This window comes from Vibrio sp. 1641, assembly GCF_033339995.1.
Classification (GTDB): domain Bacteria; phylum Pseudomonadota; class Gammaproteobacteria; order Enterobacterales; family Vibrionaceae; genus Vibrio; species Vibrio alginolyticus.
On the sequence record NZ_JAWOVP010000008.1, the window covers coordinates 1 to 17991 of the forward strand.

The 17991-nt window shown below is 45.3% G+C and carries 12 protein-coding genes and 5 tRNA genes; 10 read left to right on the top strand and 7 right to left on the bottom strand.

The genetic code is table 11. The annotated features are described in order from the left end of the window. Positions 1–162: 162 nt before the first annotated feature. On the bottom strand, positions 163–1053 hold the full coding sequence (ilvY, locus tag R7Z47_RS15930) for an HTH-type transcriptional activator IlvY (protein WP_005379097.1): 891 nt from the start codon (positions 1051–1053) through the stop codon (positions 163–165). A gap of 143 nt (positions 1054–1196) precedes the next feature. Between ilvY and ilvC the strand changes: the two genes are divergently transcribed. Continuing rightward, positions 1197–2681, top strand: coding sequence for a ketol-acid reductoisomerase (gene ilvC, locus R7Z47_RS15935; protein WP_005379098.1), 1485 nt, complete (start codon positions 1197–1199; stop codon positions 2679–2681). Between the two features lie 266 nt (positions 2682–2947). On the opposite strand, the gene ubiK is transcribed toward ilvC, so the two are convergent. From ubiK to R7Z47_RS15955, 4 genes are all read right to left on the bottom strand, one after another. After that, the gene (gene ubiK, locus R7Z47_RS15940) at positions 2948–3199 is read right to left on the bottom strand and encodes a ubiquinone biosynthesis accessory factor UbiK (protein ID WP_005379099.1); all 252 of its coding nucleotides are present in this window, start codon (positions 3197–3199) and stop codon (positions 2948–2950) included. Positions 3200–3330: 131 nt separating this feature from the next. Beyond that, the gene (gene vmeD / locus R7Z47_RS15945; RefSeq protein WP_005379100.1) at positions 3331–6453 is read right to left on the bottom strand and encodes a multidrug efflux RND transporter permease subunit VmeD; all 3123 of its coding nucleotides are present in this window, start codon (positions 6451–6453) and stop codon (positions 3331–3333) included. Between the two features lie 12 nt (positions 6454–6465). Next, positions 6466–7572, bottom strand: coding sequence for a multidrug efflux RND transporter periplasmic adaptor subunit VmeC (gene vmeC / locus R7Z47_RS15950; protein WP_005398173.1), 1107 nt, complete (start codon positions 7570–7572; stop codon positions 6466–6468). 18 nt (positions 7573–7590) lie between these two features. Next, positions 7591–8172, bottom strand: a complete 582-nt coding sequence (locus R7Z47_RS15955; protein ID WP_005384254.1) for a TetR/AcrR family transcriptional regulator — start codon at positions 8170–8172, stop codon at positions 7591–7593. 170 nt (positions 8173–8342) lie between these two features. Here R7Z47_RS15955 and rep point away from each other — a divergent pair, with 170 nt between their 5' ends. Continuing rightward, entirely contained in the window at positions 8343–10358 is a 2016-nt protein-coding gene (gene rep / locus R7Z47_RS15960; protein WP_005379104.1) for a DNA helicase Rep, read from the top strand. A gap of 73 nt (positions 10359–10431) precedes the next feature. On the opposite strand, the gene R7Z47_RS15965 is transcribed toward rep, so the two are convergent. Next, positions 10432–10845, bottom strand: a complete 414-nt coding sequence (locus tag R7Z47_RS15965; protein ID WP_005384252.1) for a c-type cytochrome — start codon at positions 10843–10845, stop codon at positions 10432–10434. Positions 10846–11180: 335 nt separating this feature from the next. Between R7Z47_RS15965 and R7Z47_RS15970 the strand changes: the two genes are divergently transcribed. From R7Z47_RS15970 to R7Z47_RS15990, 5 genes are all read left to right on the top strand, one after another. Further along, positions 11181–11257 (top strand) — tRNA-Arg (locus R7Z47_RS15970). 33 nt (positions 11258–11290) lie between these two features. After that, positions 11291–11366, top strand: a tRNA-His gene (locus tag R7Z47_RS15975). Positions 11367–11435: 69 nt separating this feature from the next. Further along, positions 11436–11512: transfer RNA gene (locus tag R7Z47_RS15980), tRNA-Pro, on the top strand. 48 nt (positions 11513–11560) lie between these two features. Continuing rightward, positions 11561–11636 (top strand) — tRNA-His (locus tag R7Z47_RS15985). Between the two features lie 64 nt (positions 11637–11700). Beyond that, a tRNA-Pro gene (locus tag R7Z47_RS15990) sits at positions 11701–11777 on the top strand. A 338-nt stretch (positions 11778–12115) separates the two neighbouring features. On the opposite strand, the gene R7Z47_RS15995 is transcribed toward R7Z47_RS15990, so the two are convergent. Beyond that, entirely contained in the window at positions 12116–12841 is a 726-nt protein-coding gene (locus R7Z47_RS15995; RefSeq protein ID WP_005379107.1) for an HAD family hydrolase, read from the bottom strand. Positions 12842–13502: 661 nt separating this feature from the next. Here R7Z47_RS15995 and R7Z47_RS16000 point away from each other — a divergent pair. The 3 genes from R7Z47_RS16000 to R7Z47_RS16010 all read left to right on the top strand — a co-directional run bounded on the left by R7Z47_RS16000 (position 13503) and on the right by R7Z47_RS16010 (position 17989). After that, positions 13503–15218 carry a dipeptide ABC transporter ATP-binding protein gene (locus tag R7Z47_RS16000; protein WP_005379108.1) on the top strand — a complete coding sequence of 572 codons (1716 nt, stop codon included), beginning with the start codon at positions 13503–13505 and terminating at the stop codon, positions 15216–15218. Positions 15219–15310: 92 nt separating this feature from the next. Next, complete coding sequence (locus R7Z47_RS16005) at positions 15311–16864, top strand: ABC transporter substrate-binding protein (RefSeq protein WP_005379109.1); 1554 nt, start codon at positions 15311–15313, stop codon at positions 16862–16864. 147 nt (positions 16865–17011) lie between these two features. Next, positions 17012–17989: an ABC transporter permease gene (locus tag R7Z47_RS16010; RefSeq protein WP_005379110.1), complete on the top strand. Its 978-nt coding sequence runs from the start codon at positions 17012–17014 to the stop codon at positions 17987–17989. Positions 17990–17991 lie beyond the last annotated feature (2 nt).

Below are 17991 nucleotides of genomic sequence, written 5' to 3' on the forward strand. Positions count from 1 at the left end.
TCAGAAGTGAAACGAAATAGCGCCGATGGTAGTGTGGGGCTTCCCCATGTGAGAGTAGGACATCGCCAGGCTTTAAATTTAAGAAGCCCGCTCGAAAGAGCGGGCTTTTTTGCATCTATAGAGTTTTAAAATTAGCTCACTTTATACCTAAAAAGTGTTCATCTAAGGTGCGATATACTTGCTCTCTGCAACCTTCCAAAAGGCTTTAACAAGCGGATTCTCCAGCTGAGTTTTGTTGCAGCAAACACCAAGTTTAAAAGGTTTAATTGGTAAGACTTTTAAACGATTTATCTTTTCTCTTACCGGACTGTTGTTGATTACAACATCAGGTGCGATACCTACTCCACACCCCAATGCAACCATACTTACGATGGCTTCATGTCCGGAGGTTTGTGCGTAGATCTTTGGCTTTATTTTCATTTGTTTGAGCCAAGTATTGGCCCTGTCCCTTGCCGTTCCTGCTTCTGGGAGTATGAATGGAATGACCGACCAGTCTGGTTTTTCTTTTTGTAGCTCTTCAGCAAACGCACTAACCCCAACAGGTACGATGACAGAAAGTGGGATTTCACTGATCGTTTCAAATGCGATTTTATTTGGCATCTGTTCTGACTTGGCTGATATGGCAATATCGGCTTCATCTGCTAGTATTTTGTCGATCGCTTGAGCTGGATCGCCGGTTGATAGTTTGAACTCAATGAAAGGGTTCTGAATACGAAAGTCAGAGATTAGCTCCGGAAGATGGCTGTAGCTTGCAGTAACAGAACAAAAGAGACGGATTTCTCCTTTCAATTCATCCTCGGTTCCCTTCAGGTGACTCTGATACTGCTGCCATTCGCCAAGAATCTTTAAGGCTACTGGGACTAGCTTTTTACCTTGGATAGTTAAATCAACGCTACGGTTGTCGCGTAAAAACAATTGTTGGCTGGTTTCCTCCTCTAATTTTTGTATCTGTCGGCTTAAGGCTGAAGGGCTAATATGCATTGCCGCTGCGGTCTTGGCGAAACTTTTACTCTCACAGAGATGAATGAAAAGTTGCAGGCTTTTGATATTCATTAAATTTTCATTTCCATGTTGCATAAATTGCAATAACTAATTGTGAATATATCACTTTAAGCAATCTCATGTCTGTTTTAGTATGAAGTTATTCGGTAAGGCAATTACTGACCTCAATGGAAGAATCTCAAAGGAGCACCCAGATGGCTAATTATTTCAATACCCTAAACTTGCGCGAGCAGTTGGACCAATTAGGTCGTTGTCGTTTTATGGACCGCAGTGAGTTCGCTTCAGAAGCGGATTATCTGAAAGGTAAGAAAGTAGTCATTGTAGGTTGTGGTGCTCAAGGTCTTAACCAAGGTCTGAACATGCGCGACTCTGGTCTAGACGTTGCTTATGCGCTTCGCCAAGCCGCGATTGATGAGCAACGCCAGTCATTCAAAAACGCAAAAGACAACGGTTTTGAGGTAGGTAGCTACGAAACGCTAATTCCACAAGCTGATCTAGTAGTAAACCTTACTCCAGATAAGCAGCACACAAACGTTGTTGAGACGGTAATGCCGTTGATGAAAGAAGGCGCAGCACTAGGTTACTCTCACGGTTTCAACGTTGTTGAAGAAGGCATGCAAATCCGTAAAGACCTAACGGTAGTAATGGTTGCACCTAAATGTCCAGGTACGGAAGTTCGTGAAGAATACAAGCGCGGTTTCGGTGTACCGACTCTTATCGCTGTTCACCCAGAGAACGACCCAAAAGGTGAAGGTTGGGATATCGCGAAAGCTTGGGCTGCAGCAACAGGCGGTCACCGTGCAGGCTGTCTAGAGTCTTCTTTTGTTGCTGAGGTGAAATCTGACCTAATGGGTGAGCAAACTATCCTTTGTGGCATGCTACAGGCTGGCTCTATCGTATGTTACGAGAAGATGATTGCTGATGGTATCGATCCTGGCTACGCTGGTAAGCTTCTTCAATACGGTTGGGAAACCATCACTGAAGCACTGAAGTTTGGTGGTATCACTCACATGATGGATCGCCTAACTAACCCTGCAAAAGTGAAAGCATTTGAGCTTTCTGAAGAGCTAAAAGAACTGATGCGTCCGCTATACAACAAGCACATGGATGACATCATCACCGGTCACTTCTCTAGCACTATGATGGCTGACTGGGCAAACGACGATGCAAATCTACTAGGCTGGCGTGCAGAAACAGGTGAAACTGCTTTCGAAAACTACCCAGAAACTGACGTAGAAATCTCTGAGCAAGAGTACTTCGATAACGGTATCTTGATGGTTGCTATGGTTCGTGCGGGTGTTGAGCTAGCATTCGAAGCGATGACGGCATCTGGCATCATCGATGAGTCTGCTTACTACGAGTCTCTACACGAGCTGCCACTTATCGCAAACACTATCGCACGTAAGCGTTTATACGAGATGAACGTGGTTATCTCAGACACTGCGGAATACGGTAACTACCTGTTCGCTAACGTAGCAACGCCGCTTCTACGTGAGAAGTTTATGCCAGCCGTAAATACTGACGTAATTGGTAAAGGTTTAGGTGAAACGTCTAACCAAGTGGATAACGCGACTCTTATCGCTGTGAATGAAACAATCCGTAACCACCCTGTAGAGTACATCGGTGAAGAGCTACGTGGTTACATGACTGATATGAAGCGTATCGCGGTGGGCGGCTAAATGACTCCATTTCGGTGTCGAAGGTGCTCGTTTACTATCGTAAAGTCCGCGCCTTCTCCTAGAAATGAAACCTTAATACAGCGTAATTTACTTAGTCTCAAGTAACGCAGTAGATAAACTCCAGGCAGACTGGAGTGATAGATACAAAATAAAACACAACATCTAATCAAAAGGCTTGGTCGCCGTTGACCAAGCCTTTTTGTTTTTAGCCGATTTATCTGCGCGCCGATAAGAAAAACGCTCCTTTGTGAGGAGCGCTTTGATACTTATTTTTCAGCAAGCTTTTCTTCAAGTTGCGCCAACTTCTGTTCCATTTCTGTTAGCTTTTGACGTGTACGTAGTAAAACTTGAGTTTGAACATCAAACTCTTCGCGACTTACAACATCTAGCTTGTTTAGCTGGCCTTGGATTACTTGACGAACTTTCTGATCGACATCAGAGCCCAATTCTTTTACAGGTTGAGGCATTGAGTCGTGAATCTGTTTAGCAATTTGCTCTAATTTCTTTGGGTCAAACATAGTGGCTAAAACTCCTTTTGATTTGTCCTCATTTTAAGTAAATGATACGTGAAAGTCGCCACTTAGATGGCAAAAAAGAGAGCGGCAATAAAAAAGGCCACCGAAGTGACCTTTTTGAATGCCTTAATAGCTTATCTGTTATCCGCTAATTCACGATGAGCTGCTTTCGCTTCGTCAACTCGCGCTAACTTCTCCAAGTCTTTGTCTTCAACAAATACTGGCAGAGGTTTGTGTTTTTCAGCTAGGTAGCTGTAAATCACAGGTAGTACGAATAGTGTGAACAGTGTACCGATTGCAAGGCCAGCAACGATGACGATACCGATACTGAAACGTTGCGCGGCACCTGCACCTGTTGCGTACATCAGCGGGATCAGACCTGCGATCATCGCTGCAGTGGTCATTAGGATAGGGCGAAGACGCACTTTCGCAGCTTCCATCACCGCATCAATACGAGACAGTTTATTATGTAACTGCTCTTCTTTGGCGACTTCACAGATCAAGATACCGTGCTTGGTTATTAGGCCGACCAGCGTGATCAAACCAACCTGCGAGTAGATGTTCATCGAGGCCGTACCCCAGGCCAATGCGATCAAGGCACCACATATTGCCAGAGGTACAGATACCATGATGACAATAGGATCGCGGAGTGATTCAAATTGAATCGCCAGAACGAGGAAGATGATCGCAAGTGCAAGACCGAAGGTTGCATACAAGGCACTACCTTCCGTTACAAACTGACGAGATTCGCCCATGTAATCGTGGTTATAGCCTGCAGGCAGCTTGGTTTGTGCAATATTCTCAAACCAGTCGATTGCGTCACCCATAGCAACACTAGGCGATGGTACTGCACCCACAGTCGCTGAGTTTAGCTGGTTGAAGTGTGGCAAAGAGCGAGGCTCAGCCACCACATCGATAGTAATCAGACTGCCTAATGGAACCGCTTTACCATCCACAGAGCGTACATAGTAGTTCTTCATCGATTCTGGGTTTAGACGCCATTTACGCTCAACTTGAGGAATCACCTCATACGAGCGGCCATTCAGATCGATTCGGTTTACATAACCATCTGCCATCATGGTGCTGAGAGTGATGCCAATGTCTTGCATAGTCACACCGTAGGCACCCGCTTTGTCTTTATCGATCTTGATCTTCATCGTTGCTGAATCGTAGTTCAAATCCAGGTCGGAATAGACAAACATTGGGCTACTTGCAACATCGGTTAGAATATCGCTAGCGATAGTAAACAAGCTCTCGAAGCTATTTGGTGTTGTAATTACAAACTGAACAGGTAGACCTGAGCCTGCACCTGGAAGCTCTGGCATTTGGAATGCAGTGACAGACATACCAGGCACACTTGATACTAGGCCACCCACACGTTTCGTGATTTCAGATTGGCTTGCCTCTCGTTCACTCCAAGGCTTCAATGTTGCTAGGCCAAACGCTTGGTTTGAGTTTGGTACACCATTAAAGACCTGTGCGTATTCCACCTCCGGTTGATCTGAGAGTATTTGGTTTACGTCATCCATGGTATTTTGGATATAGTCCAAGTTCGCGTTTGATGGGGCAGTACCCATCAGCATGACCACACCTTTATCTTCAGATGGTGCTAGTTCGCTAGGAATAAACTTGAACAAGACCGGTAAGCTTGCAAATACAATGATTGCAAACGCAATAACAACCGGACGATGAGCCATTACCGCTTTCAACATGCCTTCGTAACGAGTGGTCATGCCATCAAGGATATGGTGAACTTTTTGCTCAAACTTGCTTGGCTTCTCGTTCGCCTTCAGCATCTTCGAACACATCATTGGTGATAGTGTCAAAGCGATGATGCCGGATACGAATACTGAACCTGCCAGTGTCAAAGCGAACTCTTTGAACAATGAACCGGTGATACCACCCATCAATGCGATCGGCGCGTACACTGCACCTAGCGTCAATGTCATCGCGATAACTGGAACCGCAATTTCACGCGTACCAATAATTGCAGCTCGGAATGGCGATTCCCCTTCTTTGATGTGACGGTCAACGTTTTCTAGTACAACGATCGCGTCATCCACCACCAGACCGATGGCAAGCACCATCGCCAGTAGCGTCATCAAGTTCCAAGAGAACCCCATTGCCTGCATCACCATTGCCACACCAATCAATGAAAGTGGAATGGTCACGATAGGAATGATTACCGCGCGGAATGAACCTAGGAACAGTGTGATAACCACAAGTACGATTACTGCTGCTTCAAGAATCGTTTTCACTACTTCGTGAATCGATTCGTTGATGGCGATAGTTGAGTCGTACATTACGTTCATTTTGATGTTACTTGGTAGGTTGCGCTCAAGCTGAGGCAACAGTTCAAGTACGTCTGCTGCAATGTTTATTGGGTTAGCACTTGGCGCTGCGTTGATCGCCGCAACCACAGCTTCTTGACCGTTTGCACTTGCGCGATAAACGTCGTGACTCTTCTCTAGCGTTACTTTAGCGATATCACCTAGGCGGATGACATCCCCTTCACCAGTTTTCACGACCAATGCTTCAAGTTCAGCAACGTTTGATACCTGAGTATCTGCGCTACCGTTATAAAGCACGAACTCACCCGTCGCTTGACCGGTTGCAGATTGGTAGTTGTTGGCGTTAAGAACGCTCATCACATCGGTTGCGGTCAACTTCAAAGCGCCCATTTTGGCAGGATCTAACCATACGCGCAGTGCGTACTTCATACCACCATACAGGTCAACTTTGGACACACCGTTTACGGTGAACAACTGCGGGTTGATTACACGCTCAAGGTAGTCAGTGATCTGGCTTGAAGATAACTCGTCACTCGTAAAGCCGATGTACAGTACCGCCGTTGTCGAACCTGTCGACATGGTTACGGTTGGGTCTTCGGCTTCTTTTGGTAGCTGTGAACGTACCGAGTTGGTTTTCGCCAGAATGTCAGACAACGCCGCATTTGGATCAGTATTCAACTTCATGTTTACAGTAATGGTCGATTTACCCAGTACCGATTGCGAAGTCATGTAATCAATATTATCGGCTTGCGCTACCGCTTGCTCCAATGGCTGAGTAATAAAGCCTTGGATCAAGTTGGCACTTGCACCGTAGTAACTGGTGGTCACGGTGACCACCGTATTCGTCATTTCAGGGTATTCACGAACCTGCATTTTGAACACCGCTTGCAAACCAAGCAATGCAATCAAAAAGCTGATCGATACCGCTAAAACTGGACGTTTTATAAAAACATCTGTAAAGCGCATGATGCCTCCAACTTAAAGCATTGGTGTTTCAGCAGGTGGGGTAGTTGCATCGCTTTCGACAATGCTTACTTTCGCATGGTTACTCAAACGGACTTGACCCGATGTCACCACTACATCACCTGGCTTCACGCCTTCTAGAATGTGTGCGATATCTTTAGAGCGTTCGCCAACTTTTACCACATGCTGCTTAACGCGTTTTTCGCCATCTTCTTCTGTTACGATGTAAACATTGTCGCCATACAGCGTAAATGTGATCGCGGTTTGAGGTAGAGTGACCTGATTTTCTAATTTAGGCAGAATGATGTTTGCACGCGCGAACATACCACTACGCAGTTTGCCGTCACTGTTAGGGATATCCGCTTGAACTTGAATCAAACCACTTTGTACGTTTACAGCTGGTTCAATCGCAGAAATAGACCCTTTGAAAGGTTGGTCTGGATAAGCGTCAACAAAGATATCCACTTCTTGATCGATATTGATACGTGAAATATCGGTTTGTGGCACGGTGAAGCGCAAGCGCATCACGCTGGTATCTTCAAGGCGAACAATGTCGGTGCCCGCCTGTAGGTACTGACCGAGGTACACGTTACGAATACCTACCACACCATCAAATGGCGCTTTGATTTCGCGTCGGTCGATGGTCGCTTTCAGGCTTTCAATGTCTGCTTTTAAGGAGAAGTAGTTTGCTTCTGCTTCGTCATACGCTTCTTTAGAAATAGAGCCTTTTTTGAATAGGCCTTGGTAGCGTTTGTATTTCGCTTCTGCCGCTGGCAACTTAGCTTGCGAGCTCTTTAAATTCGCTTTCTCAACGTCAGAGTCAAGCAGTACTAGTGGCTGACCTGCTTTGACTTGAGTACCGGAATCAAATGCGATTTTATCGATAACACCGCTCGTTTCGTTCGCTACCGTCACGCCTTGATTTGGCTCGATAAAACCAATTGCCTCGATGACTGGTACCCAATCCACCGCTTGCACTTCTGTCACGGTTACTGGGAACTCAGGTTCAGGACGGTTTGCCATGTATTCAGCGATCTTTTGTTGCTTAAATAAATTGAAACCTATCACGCTGCCGAACAAGAGAACGGCGATAAGTAACATAAAGAAAGTCCACTTTTTCATTCTATTAAGAACTCCAAGTTAGTGTTTAATAATTGCATCCCAACTGGCTTCAATAGCGGCCTCTAATGCCGTCTTATCCAGTTGATAAAATCCCAAAGCGTGTTTCCGAGCAAGTGCAACACTTGCCTCAAAACTTAATCCAGAAAGTACTTCGTTATCGAGAAGCTTGAATACTCCCTCGTCTTTACCCTGATTAAAAAGAAGATCTACTTGGGCAAACATTTGTCTCTCAAGTTCCCGAGCTTTGCTACTATTTGAACAGGGTAAAGACTCATATTGGACTCGGTTGCTGATCGCACTTAAGTTCGAGCTCGCTAAATTCCAAATATTGAGCCACATGGTTCGATAACGCTGTTTTAAAGGCATCTCTTCACTAACACCTAGTTGCACCGCAGTAGCAACACGCTTAGCAACGTTAAGGCGTAGTTCCTCTAAAAGATGTTCTTTATCTGAGAAATAACGGTAAATCGTCCCTGCTGCGACACCTGCCTCATTGGCGAGCTTTTGCATGGAAAGCCCTTGAAAACCAGATTCAGCAATGAGTTGTTCAGCAGCGACTAAGATTTGTTCTCGTTTATCTACAGCAGGGTTATCCTTCATAATGTCACCCTTTAGTGAATGAACGTTCATTCATTATAGCTTAAATACCCGCCATTTATGCAACAGAATATTGCACTTAATTGGTGTGAAAATTACAAGAAATCAGCATAGCTTTCACGAGGCCACCCCTTTATCATAGGCGCCACATTCATCACCCGCAGAGAATTTCTATGAAGCTGAACCCTAGTCAAGATGAAGCCGTGAAATACGTGTCTGGTCCATGCCTAGTGCTAGCTGGTGCTGGCTCGGGCAAAACTCGTGTTATTACCAATAAAATCGCTTATCTGGTTCAGCAATGTGGTTACAAAGCGCGTAACATTGCGGCGGTGACGTTTACCAACAAAGCAGCACGTGAAATGAAGGAGCGTGTAGGTCAAACGTTAGGGAAAGGTGAGTCTAAAGGTTTGATGGTATCAACATTCCACACTTTAGGATTGAACATCATCAAGCGTGAGTACAAACATTTAGGGTTGAAAGCGGGCTTCTCACTGTTTGATGACCAAGACCAGCTAGCTCTGCTCAAAGAGCTTACTGAAAAGCAGCTTGATGGTGATAAAGATCTGCTACGCCAGCTTCTGAGTTGTATTTCCAACTGGAAAAACGACATGTTGACGCCAGAGCAAGCCAAAGCGCGTGCGCAAGGTGAACAGCAACAATTGTTTGCGTTCTGTTTTGATATGTACCAAAAGCAAATGAAAGCCTATAACGCGCTCGATTTTGATGACCTAATTTTGATGCCCGTTTTACTCTTACGTAATCATGAAGACGTTCGTCAGCGTTGGCAGAATCGTATCCGTTACCTACTGGTTGACGAGTATCAAGATACCAACACGAGTCAGTATGAGCTGGTCAAATTAATTGTCGGAGAACGTGGGCGATTGACTGTTGTAGGGGATGACGATCAGTCTATTTATTCATGGCGTGGTGCGAAACCTCAGAACCTCGTGTTGCTGGGTGAAGATTATCCGAATTTGCGTTTGATTAAGCTAGAGCAAAACTACCGTTCAACGAGTCGAATCCTGCGTGCGGCCAACATTTTGATAGCTAACAACCCTCACGTCTATGAGAAGTCCCTGTTCTCTGAAATTCCTGACGGTGAAAAACTCAAAGTGTTGTTGGCTAAAAATGAAGAGCACGAAGCAGAGCGCGTAACGGGTGAACTAATTGCGCATAAGTTCCTAAACCGTACCGAATATAAAGATTATGCGATTCTATATCGTGGTAACCACCAATCACGTTTGATTGAAAAGTCTCTGATGCAAAACCGTGTACCGTATAAAATTTCTGGCGGCACCTCGTTTTTTGCGCGCGCAGAGATTAAAGACATCATGGCGTATTTGCGCGTTTTGGTTAATCCGGATGACGACAATGCATTTTTGCGCATTGTGAATACTCCACGACGTGAAATTGGCCCAGTAACGTTAGAGAAGTTAGGCAGTTATGCCAATATGCGAGGGAAGAGCTTGTTTGAATCGAGCTTTGAAATGGGGCTCGAACAGCACCTAACGGGACGTGGCCTAGAAAACCTGCGTCGTTTCACCCAATGGCTAGTGGCGATTGCTGATCAAGCTGAGCGTGGTGATACCGTCGAAGCGGTTCGTTCGCTAGTTCGTGATATCCATTATGAAGATTGGCTATACGAAACTTCAGCAAGTCCGAAAGCCGCTGAAATGAGAATGAAGAACGTTTCTGACCTTTATTCCTGGATAGTGGCGGACCTAGAGGGTGACAACTACGATCAAGAAGAGAAAACGTTAAAAGAAGTCGTTCAACGTTTGACCTTGCGTGACATGATGGAGCGCGGTGAAGAAGATGAAGACAGTGATGCAGTACAACTGATGACCTTGCACGCATCAAAAGGCCTTGAGTTCCCATATGTATACTTAATTGGGTCCGAAGAAGGTATTTTACCGCACCAAACCAGTATTGATGAAGATAACGTGGAAGAAGAGCGTCGCCTGATGTACGTTGGTATTACTCGAGCGCAACGTGAACTGACTTTCACTATGTGCAAAGAGCGTCGGCAGTTCGGCGAGTTGATCAAACCGACTCAAAGCCGCTTTTTGGATGAGTTGCCATTTGATGACGTTGAATGGGAAGTAAACAAAAAGCCAGTATCAGCAGAAGAGCGTATGGCGAAAGGTCAAGCACACATTGCCAATATTCGAGCAATGTTTAAGAAGTAAAGTAACCTTGTTCTCACTGACTAAAAACAAAAAGGCTTGCCAACTGGCAAGCCTTTTTCGTTGATGTCTTTACTTATAGACCTTCAATCATGTGGTCAATTGCTGCGATGATTTCATCGTCAGAACAGTCCATACAGGTTCCTTTGGCTGGCATCGCATTGAAGCCTTCTAATGCGTGCTTCACTAACGTATCTTTGCCTTGTGCAATACGCGGTGCCCAATCATCGGCATTACCTGTTTTAGGTGCGCCGTTTACACCAGATGCGTGACAAGCAATACAAAAAGTACCATAAACTGTGGCGCCATCACGTGGACCGGTTGGTTCTTCTTTCACTGGCTCAGAACCCGCTAGATAAACATCACCGACAGGTTGGATGCGTTCTGCGATCGCATCGTATTCAGTTTGGCTGATGTCAGAAGCTAAAGCTGCCGTAGAAAACGTTAAGGCAGCGAACAAAACGCTAATCATTTGTCGAGACATATCCATTAAACCCACTTCACATTCCCGAGGTAAGTGACTTACCTATTTATATAGTTAGAGTATTAATGCCGAGCAGAGAAATCATTAAATTCCACTGAATGGCATAGAATGATTAGACAACTTGGTTGCAGCTGTTAAATCAATGTAAATAATGGGTGATTATATCCCGATAACTTGTTGCAATAAACAACAAGTTATCCATGACAGGGCGTGAATCACATCAAAAATCCACTTTAACGGAAGATAACTGTCGAAAAAGAGACCAAACGATAAAAAAAGTAAAAAAAGTACTAGACGGCATAGTGTGATATCCGTATTATTCCACTCCGCCGATAGGGCATGCGCCCGTAGCTCAGTTGGATAGAGCGTTGGCCTCCGGAGCCAAAGGTCGAAGGTTCGAATCCTTTCGGGCGTACCATTGCCTCGGAGGATACATCGGTAAAAATCAGTGGTGGCTATAGCTCAGTTGGTAGAGCCCCGGATTGTGATTCCGGTTGTCGCGAGTTCAAGTCTCGTTAGCCACCCCATTCTTTCTTTTTTAGATTGAATGCGGTAGCATTGCTCCCAATCTTGATTCAATCAAGATAAAACATCGTCGGTGAATAGCGCAGCTTGGTAGCGCATCTGGTTTGGGACCAGAGGGTCGGGGGTTCGAATCCCTCTTCACCGACCACTATTTAGTTTATGGCTCTAATAGAGCGGTAAACAGCAAAAATTGATGGTGGCTATAGCTCAGTTGGTAGAGCCCTGGATTGTGATTCCGGTGGTCGCGAGTTCGAATCTCGTTAGCCACCCCATTAATTAAGGTGACTTCTTAGTTGAAGTGTCCTGTCTGATTTGAGAAAATCAGTAAATACAGTTCGGTGAATAGCGCAGCTTGGTAGCGCATCTGGTTTGGGACCAGAGGGTCGGGGGTTCGAATCCCTCTTCACCGACCACTATTAGAAAGCCTGCTTTTTAGCAGGCTTTCGTCGTTTTAGAGTTTATGATCTCGCTTGGACTGTATTAGTCGGTAATGTATCAATGGATTTGAACCCAAGTGGGGTTCGCCTGAAGTTAGAATTCGGCTCTTCACCGACCGCTATTTAGAGCCCCAGTCGAAAGACTGGGGCTTTTTTGCATCTCTCCTGAAAAGAATCGGCATTCCATTTCAATTTTTCCCAAAAGTGTACAGCTCTAGGGGCTTTTGACCACCTATGATCTAAATGCTTTTCGAGCTGACAAAATAAACCCCAGAGCAGTGTCTGGGGTTTTGTAGTTTTCTAATCCGCTGCTTTTATTGGGCGAGTGTTTTAAGGATTTCTTTCAGTTCTACCGTTTCTTGGATTTCAAAACTTGGCGTTATATCCGTTGAGTTGCTTGCGCCTGTCGCATTCACCCATACACTCAAAATGCCCATATTGTTAGCGCCAGCAATGTCAGCAGGTAAAGAGTCGCCCACGTGTAGAGCCTCTTCTGGTTTTACTTCGACCAAGTCGAGCGCTTTTTGGAAAATACTTGTAGCAGGTTTCTCTTCTGGCTCTTCTCCTCCCACAATAATATGGTCCACCCAGTTGCTCATTTGTGTCGCGTTTAATTTAGGGTGTTGAGAAAAAATCGGACCGTTAGTGATCACGACGAGTTTGTAATGTTGACGAAGGTCGCTGAGCATTTCTTTTACACCAGGGAAGAAGGTGAACGCGCCCATACGTGCAGAGTCAAAGTAGTCTTGAGCTTGTTGAGCCTCTTTTGCAGTGATGCTGACGCCTTGCTCCGCCAAGATGTTTTGGATCAGGCCACAACGGAAGGCATTTTCATCGGGTAGCAGAGCCACAAGGTGAGGGAACTCAGCATTCAGCTTTTTGTATACACCCTGTAAGTAGCGCTGCAAAAACGCTTTTGGCTCGGTAACTTGTGGGTAGGTCTTATGAATCCAAGTTGTAAACGCTTGTCCTGCAACTTTATCGGCTTGTGACGTTGCACATAAAGTCTCGTCCATATCAAAAAAAATCGCTTTAAGCACAGGGGCTCCTTTTATTTACGGCTTGGCTTTGACACTGTTCATCTATTATCCCACTCTCAATTGTGTCGTAAAGGGTTAAAACCGGCGAGTTTTCTTATGACGTACGAATGAGGATAGCGGTACTTTCCTTTGCTTAGTCAATAAACCGCTTAAGTGGCGCATAATCTGCGTTGGAGCAGGATTTGTGTGGTTTTGCTGTTTTGTTCACGTTTTGACCTATCCTTTCTCTTCCTAAGTTTGGCTTTTTGTATTTGCCGACTATTTTATTAATAGTTTTTTATGTTGAAAAAACACTTTTTGCATATGATATTGTTTGTTAAATGTTAATAAATGCACATGAATAATATGGTTAATGATCTTGTTTAGCTCATGTTTACTTTTAGAGCATTTTTCTAGTTTTATTGGTGCATGACGCACAAAAATAGTGTGATATGAAAATGGTTAAATACTTGTTAATGCATTTTTATTCGCTAATTGTGCGTTTATTTAATGTTTTTTCGGCGGAATATACTTTAATTGTTGCTTTTTTGTGTGATTTTTGCCAAATTATTTCCGCATTAAGATTTCAGAGTATTATTCTGAATTTGAACGGATTCATTCAGGTGATGAATGGTGCCTTTGGCATGATTCGATACCACAGACAAGGCAGTAGGGGTCTGAAATGTCACTATTAGAAGTGAAAAACCTTCGTATTGAATACCCATCCCGACACGGCGTTCACGCTGCCGTGAAGTCACTTTCTTTTCATATTGAACGTGGTGAAATCGTGGGTGTTGTTGGCGAATCAGGTGCGGGTAAATCCACCGTTGGTAACGCTGTTATCGATTTGCTTAGCCCTCCAGGTCGCGTTGCTAGCGGTGATGTATTCCTGGATGGAGAAAAAATTTCTGGCCTATCACCAGAAGCGATGCGTAAGGTTCGCGGCTCGAAAATAGGTTTTATTTTCCAAGATCCGATGACCTCGCTCAATCCACTTTTTACTGTTGAGCAACAGCTGAAAGAGACGATCCACGCCAACATGAAGGTCTCTGATGAAGAGGCGTATCAGCGCGCGCTTTCTCTTATGCAGCAGGTTGGTATTCCTCAACCAGAAAACCGCTTAAAGCAGTACCCGCATCAATTCTCTGGTGGTATGCGTCAGCGTGTTGTCATTGCCATTGCTTTGGCTGGTGAGCCTGATCTCATCATTGCGGACGAACCAACTACGGCGTTAGACGTTTCTATCCAAGACCAAATCCTCAACTTGATCCGCGAGCTGTGTATCAAGAACAATGTCGGCTGTATGTTGGTTACTCACGATATGGGGGTAGTCTCCAACGTCACCGATCGCGTGGCGGTAATGTATCGTGGTGACTTGGTGGAGTTTGGACCAACAGCCAAAGTATTGGGCGATCCTGATCACTCTTACACTCGCAGTCTAATTTCAGCGGTACCACGTTCAGATAGAAAGTTAGATCGTTTCCCGTTAGTAAGCTATATCGAAGAAGCGGCGGAAATGGAGCCACTCGATATCAAGAACCACTGGTTAGGACAAAGCCAAGATGAGCGTGAGTACACTGGCCCGCTTTTGGACGTGAAGAACGTCAATCTTCGCTTTGTGACCAAAGACTCTTTGTTCGAGAGCCGCCGAGAATACGTGCAAGCATCTAATAATGTGAGCTTTGAAGTGCACGAAGGCGAAACCTTTGGTTTGGTGGGCGAGTCTGGTTCAGGTAAATCGACCATTGCACGTGTGATTGCTGGTTTATACCAACCTAATTCTGGTCAGGTGAAATTCGAGGGCATTGACCTGACCGCTTTAACCTCTGAGAAAGAGCGCCGCCCGATGCGTCGTCAAATGCAGATGGTGTTCCAAAACCCATATACTTCAATGAACCCTCGTATGAAGGTATTCGATATTATTGCTGAGCCAATCCGTTTCCATAAATTGACGAAAAACGAGTCGGAAACTCGCCAAATCGTGAATGACCTATTGGATCATGTTGGTTTGGGTCGAATGGCTGGGCTTAAGTACCCTCATGAATTCTCCGGTGGTCAGCGTCAGCGTATTTCTATTGCGCGTGCGTTGGCGACTCGTCCTCGACTTTTGATTTGTGATGAACCGACCTCAGCACTGGACGTATCGGTACAGGCACAAATTCTAAACTTGCTGAAAGATCTGCAAAGTGAGCTGAACTTGACTATGTTGTTTATCAGCCACGATTTACCTGTTATTCGTCAGATGTGTGACCGAGTAGGTGTGATGCAAATGGGTACACTTTTAGAAGTGGCACCAACAGAACAGTTATTCACGGCACCTCAACACGAATACAGCAAAAAATTGATTTCTCTGATGCCGGAGTTTACTGGCTTGCGAGAAGAGATCGAAACGGCATAAACCAAGCAATTCGCTTGGCTAACCTTTAGTCATAACAAAGACGCAAACACAACAACAAGGGATCCGTATCCCCGCATGAAGGAGTTATGCAAATGAAAACCATGAAAAGCAAATTAGCAGTGGCGCTAATGGCTGCGGGCCTAAGCTTTAACGCAATGGCAGCAGATATCAAAGTTGGCTATGCAGCTGACCCAGTATCGCTTGACCCACATGAGCAGCTATCAGGTGGCACACTGCAAATGTCACACATGGTATTTGATCCGTTGGTTCGCTTTACTCAAAAAATGGATTTCGAGCCTCGCCTAGCAGAAAGCTGGGAACGTATTAACGATACGACTGTTCGTTTCAAACTACGTGAAGGTGTGAAATTCCATTCTGGCAATACTCTAACGGCTGACGACGTCGTGTGGACGTTCCAGCGTTTACAAAGCTCTCCTGACTTTAAAAACATCTTCGACCCGTACGAAAAAATCGTCAAAGTTGACGACAACACGTTCGATCTTGTAACTAAAGGTCCTTACCCACTAGTGTTGCAAACCGCAACGTACATTTTCCCAATGGACAGCAAGTTCTACACTGGCAAAACTGCGGACGGCAAAGACAAGTCTGAGTTAGTGAAGCACGGTAACTCATTTGCATCGACTAACGTATCTGGCACGGGGCCATTCATTGTGACTTCACGTGAACAGGGCGTAAAAGTGGAATTTGAACGCTTTAAAGATTACTGGGACAAAGAGTCGAAAGGTAATGTTGATAAGCTAACACTTGTGCCAATCAAAGAAGACGCAACTCGTGTAGCAGCGCTGCTTTCTGGCGGTGTAGACATGATTCACCCTGTAGCGCCAAACGACCACAAACGCGTTGAAGATGCTGACGGCATCGACCTCGTCACGCTGCCTGGTACTCGTATCATCACGTTCCAACTAAACCAAAACAGCAACGAAGCATTGAAAGACGTTCGCGTTCGCCAAGCGATTGTTCACGCAATCAATAACGAAGGTATCGTGAAGAAAATCATGAAAGGCTTCGCAACGGCTGCTGGTCAGCAAAGCCCGGCAGGTTACGTAGGTCACGATGACAAGCTAGTACCTCGCTACGATTTGAAGAAAGCGAAAGAACTGATGAAAGAAGCGGGTTACGAAAACGGCCTGACGCTAACGATGATCGCACCAAACAACCGTTACGTGAACGATGCGAAAGTAGCACAAGCGGCGGCGGCAATGTTGTCTAAGATCGGTATCAAGGTTGATCTGAAGACCATGCCAAAAGCGCAGTACTGGCCTGAGTTCGACAAGTGTGCGGCAGACATGCTGATGATCGGTTGGCACTCAGATACAGAAGACTCAGCGAACTTCAACGAGTTCCTAACTATGACTCGTAACGAAGAAACCGGTCGTGGTCAGTACAACTGTGGTTACTACTCAAACCCAGAAATGGACAAAGTGGTTGAAGCTGCGAACGTAGAGACGGACCCTGCGAAACGTGCAGAAATGCTGAAGGGCGTAGAAGCGACACTATACAACGACGCAGCATTCGTACCGCTACACTGGCAAAGTGAAGCATGGGGCGCGAAGTCTAACGTGAAAGCGGCAGATATCGTTAACCCAATGGTAATGCCTTACTTCGGTGACCTAGTGGTTGAATAATCACGGTTAGTCTACTTTGAGGAGGGATGGATTTCCCTCCTCAACTTAAAGCACTCGACTCAATTTTGTTTCAGTCGGATTGAGTTGGTTATTTAGACTGAATTTTCTCTCTAATTTAGAGATCTATGGATAGTTAAGGGGCAAGGAATGTTTTCGTTTCTGGTCAAGCGCCTGTTTCAGGCACTGATAGTGATGTTTGTGATCAGTTTGGTGGCGTTTGCCATTCAGGACAACCTGGGTGATCCGCTGCGTGAGCTTGTAGGTCAGTCGGTTTCGGAATCGGAGCGTCAAGCGCTACGCGACGACTTAGGCCTGAACGATCCCTTTATCACAAAGTATACGCGCTTTGTGGGTAATGCACTGCAAGGTGATTTGGGTACCTCATATTTTTTCAAGCGACCTGCGGTTGAGGTGATTCTCGACAAGCTGGTGGCTACATTAGAGCTCGTGTTTGGCGCGACGCTTATCATCATTGTTTTCTCTATTCCGCTTGGGGTGTACTCTGCGATTCATCCTAAGAGTGTTTTTACCAAATTTGTCATGGCGATGAGCAGTGTCGGTATCTCGATTCCGGTGTTCTTAACCGCAATCATGCTGATGTATGTCTTCTCCATAGAACTCGGTTGGCTGCCTTCCTACGGGCGGGGCGAGACCGCTAATGTGCTCGGTTGGGAATCTGGCTTCTTTACCATTGATGGTATCAAGCACCTCATCCTACCTTGTATTGCGCTAGCGTCTATCATGTTGCCGTTGTTCATCCGCTTGGTGCGTTCAGAAATGCTGGAAGTTCTGAGTTCGGAATACATTAAGTTCGCCAAAGCAAAAGGTTTGAACTTACAAAAGATTTATTACCAACATGCACTTAAGAACACCATGCTACCAGTATTGACAGTAGGTGGTGTGCAGATTGGTACCATGGTGGCCTACACCATTCTTACTGAAACCGTGTTCCAATGGCCGGGCACTGGCTTCCTTTTCCTAGAGGCAATCAACCGTGTAGATACACCGCTGATCACTGCCTACGTTATCTTTGTTGGTCTGATCTTCGTGGTAACCAATACCATCGTTGACTTGCTATACGGCATCATCAACCCAACTGTGAACCTAACTGGAAAAGGAGCTTAATC

Bases quoted from the DNA above. Each gene is read 5' to 3' on its own strand.
- ilvY (WP_005379097.1), bottom strand. From the start codon at position 1,053: ATGAATATCAAAAGCCTGCAACTTTTCATTCATCTCTGTGAGAGTAAA.
- ilvC (WP_005379098.1), top strand. From the start codon at position 1,197: ATGGCTAATTATTTCAATACCCTAAACTTGCGCGAGCAGTTGGACCAA.
- ubiK (WP_005379099.1), bottom strand. From the start codon at position 3,199: ATGTTTGACCCAAAGAAATTAGAGCAAATTGCTAAACAGATTCACGAC.
- vmeD (WP_005379100.1), bottom strand. From the start codon at position 6,453: ATGCGCTTTACAGATGTTTTTATAAAACGTCCAGTTTTAGCGGTATCG.
- vmeC (WP_005398173.1), bottom strand. From the start codon at position 7,572: ATGAAAAAGTGGACTTTCTTTATGTTACTTATCGCCGTTCTCTTGTTC.
- R7Z47_RS15955 (WP_005384254.1), bottom strand. From the start codon at position 8,172: ATGAAGGATAACCCTGCTGTAGATAAACGAGAACAAATCTTAGTCGCT.
- rep (WP_005379104.1), top strand. From the start codon at position 8,343: ATGAAGCTGAACCCTAGTCAAGATGAAGCCGTGAAATACGTGTCTGGT.
- R7Z47_RS15965 (WP_005384252.1), bottom strand. From the start codon at position 10,845: ATGGATATGTCTCGACAAATGATTAGCGTTTTGTTCGCTGCCTTAACG.
- R7Z47_RS16000 (WP_005379108.1), top strand. From the start codon at position 13,503: ATGTCACTATTAGAAGTGAAAAACCTTCGTATTGAATACCCATCCCGA.
- R7Z47_RS16005 (WP_005379109.1), top strand. From the start codon at position 15,311: ATGAAAACCATGAAAAGCAAATTAGCAGTGGCGCTAATGGCTGCGGGC.
- R7Z47_RS16010 (WP_005379110.1), top strand. From the start codon at position 17,012: ATGTTTTCGTTTCTGGTCAAGCGCCTGTTTCAGGCACTGATAGTGATG.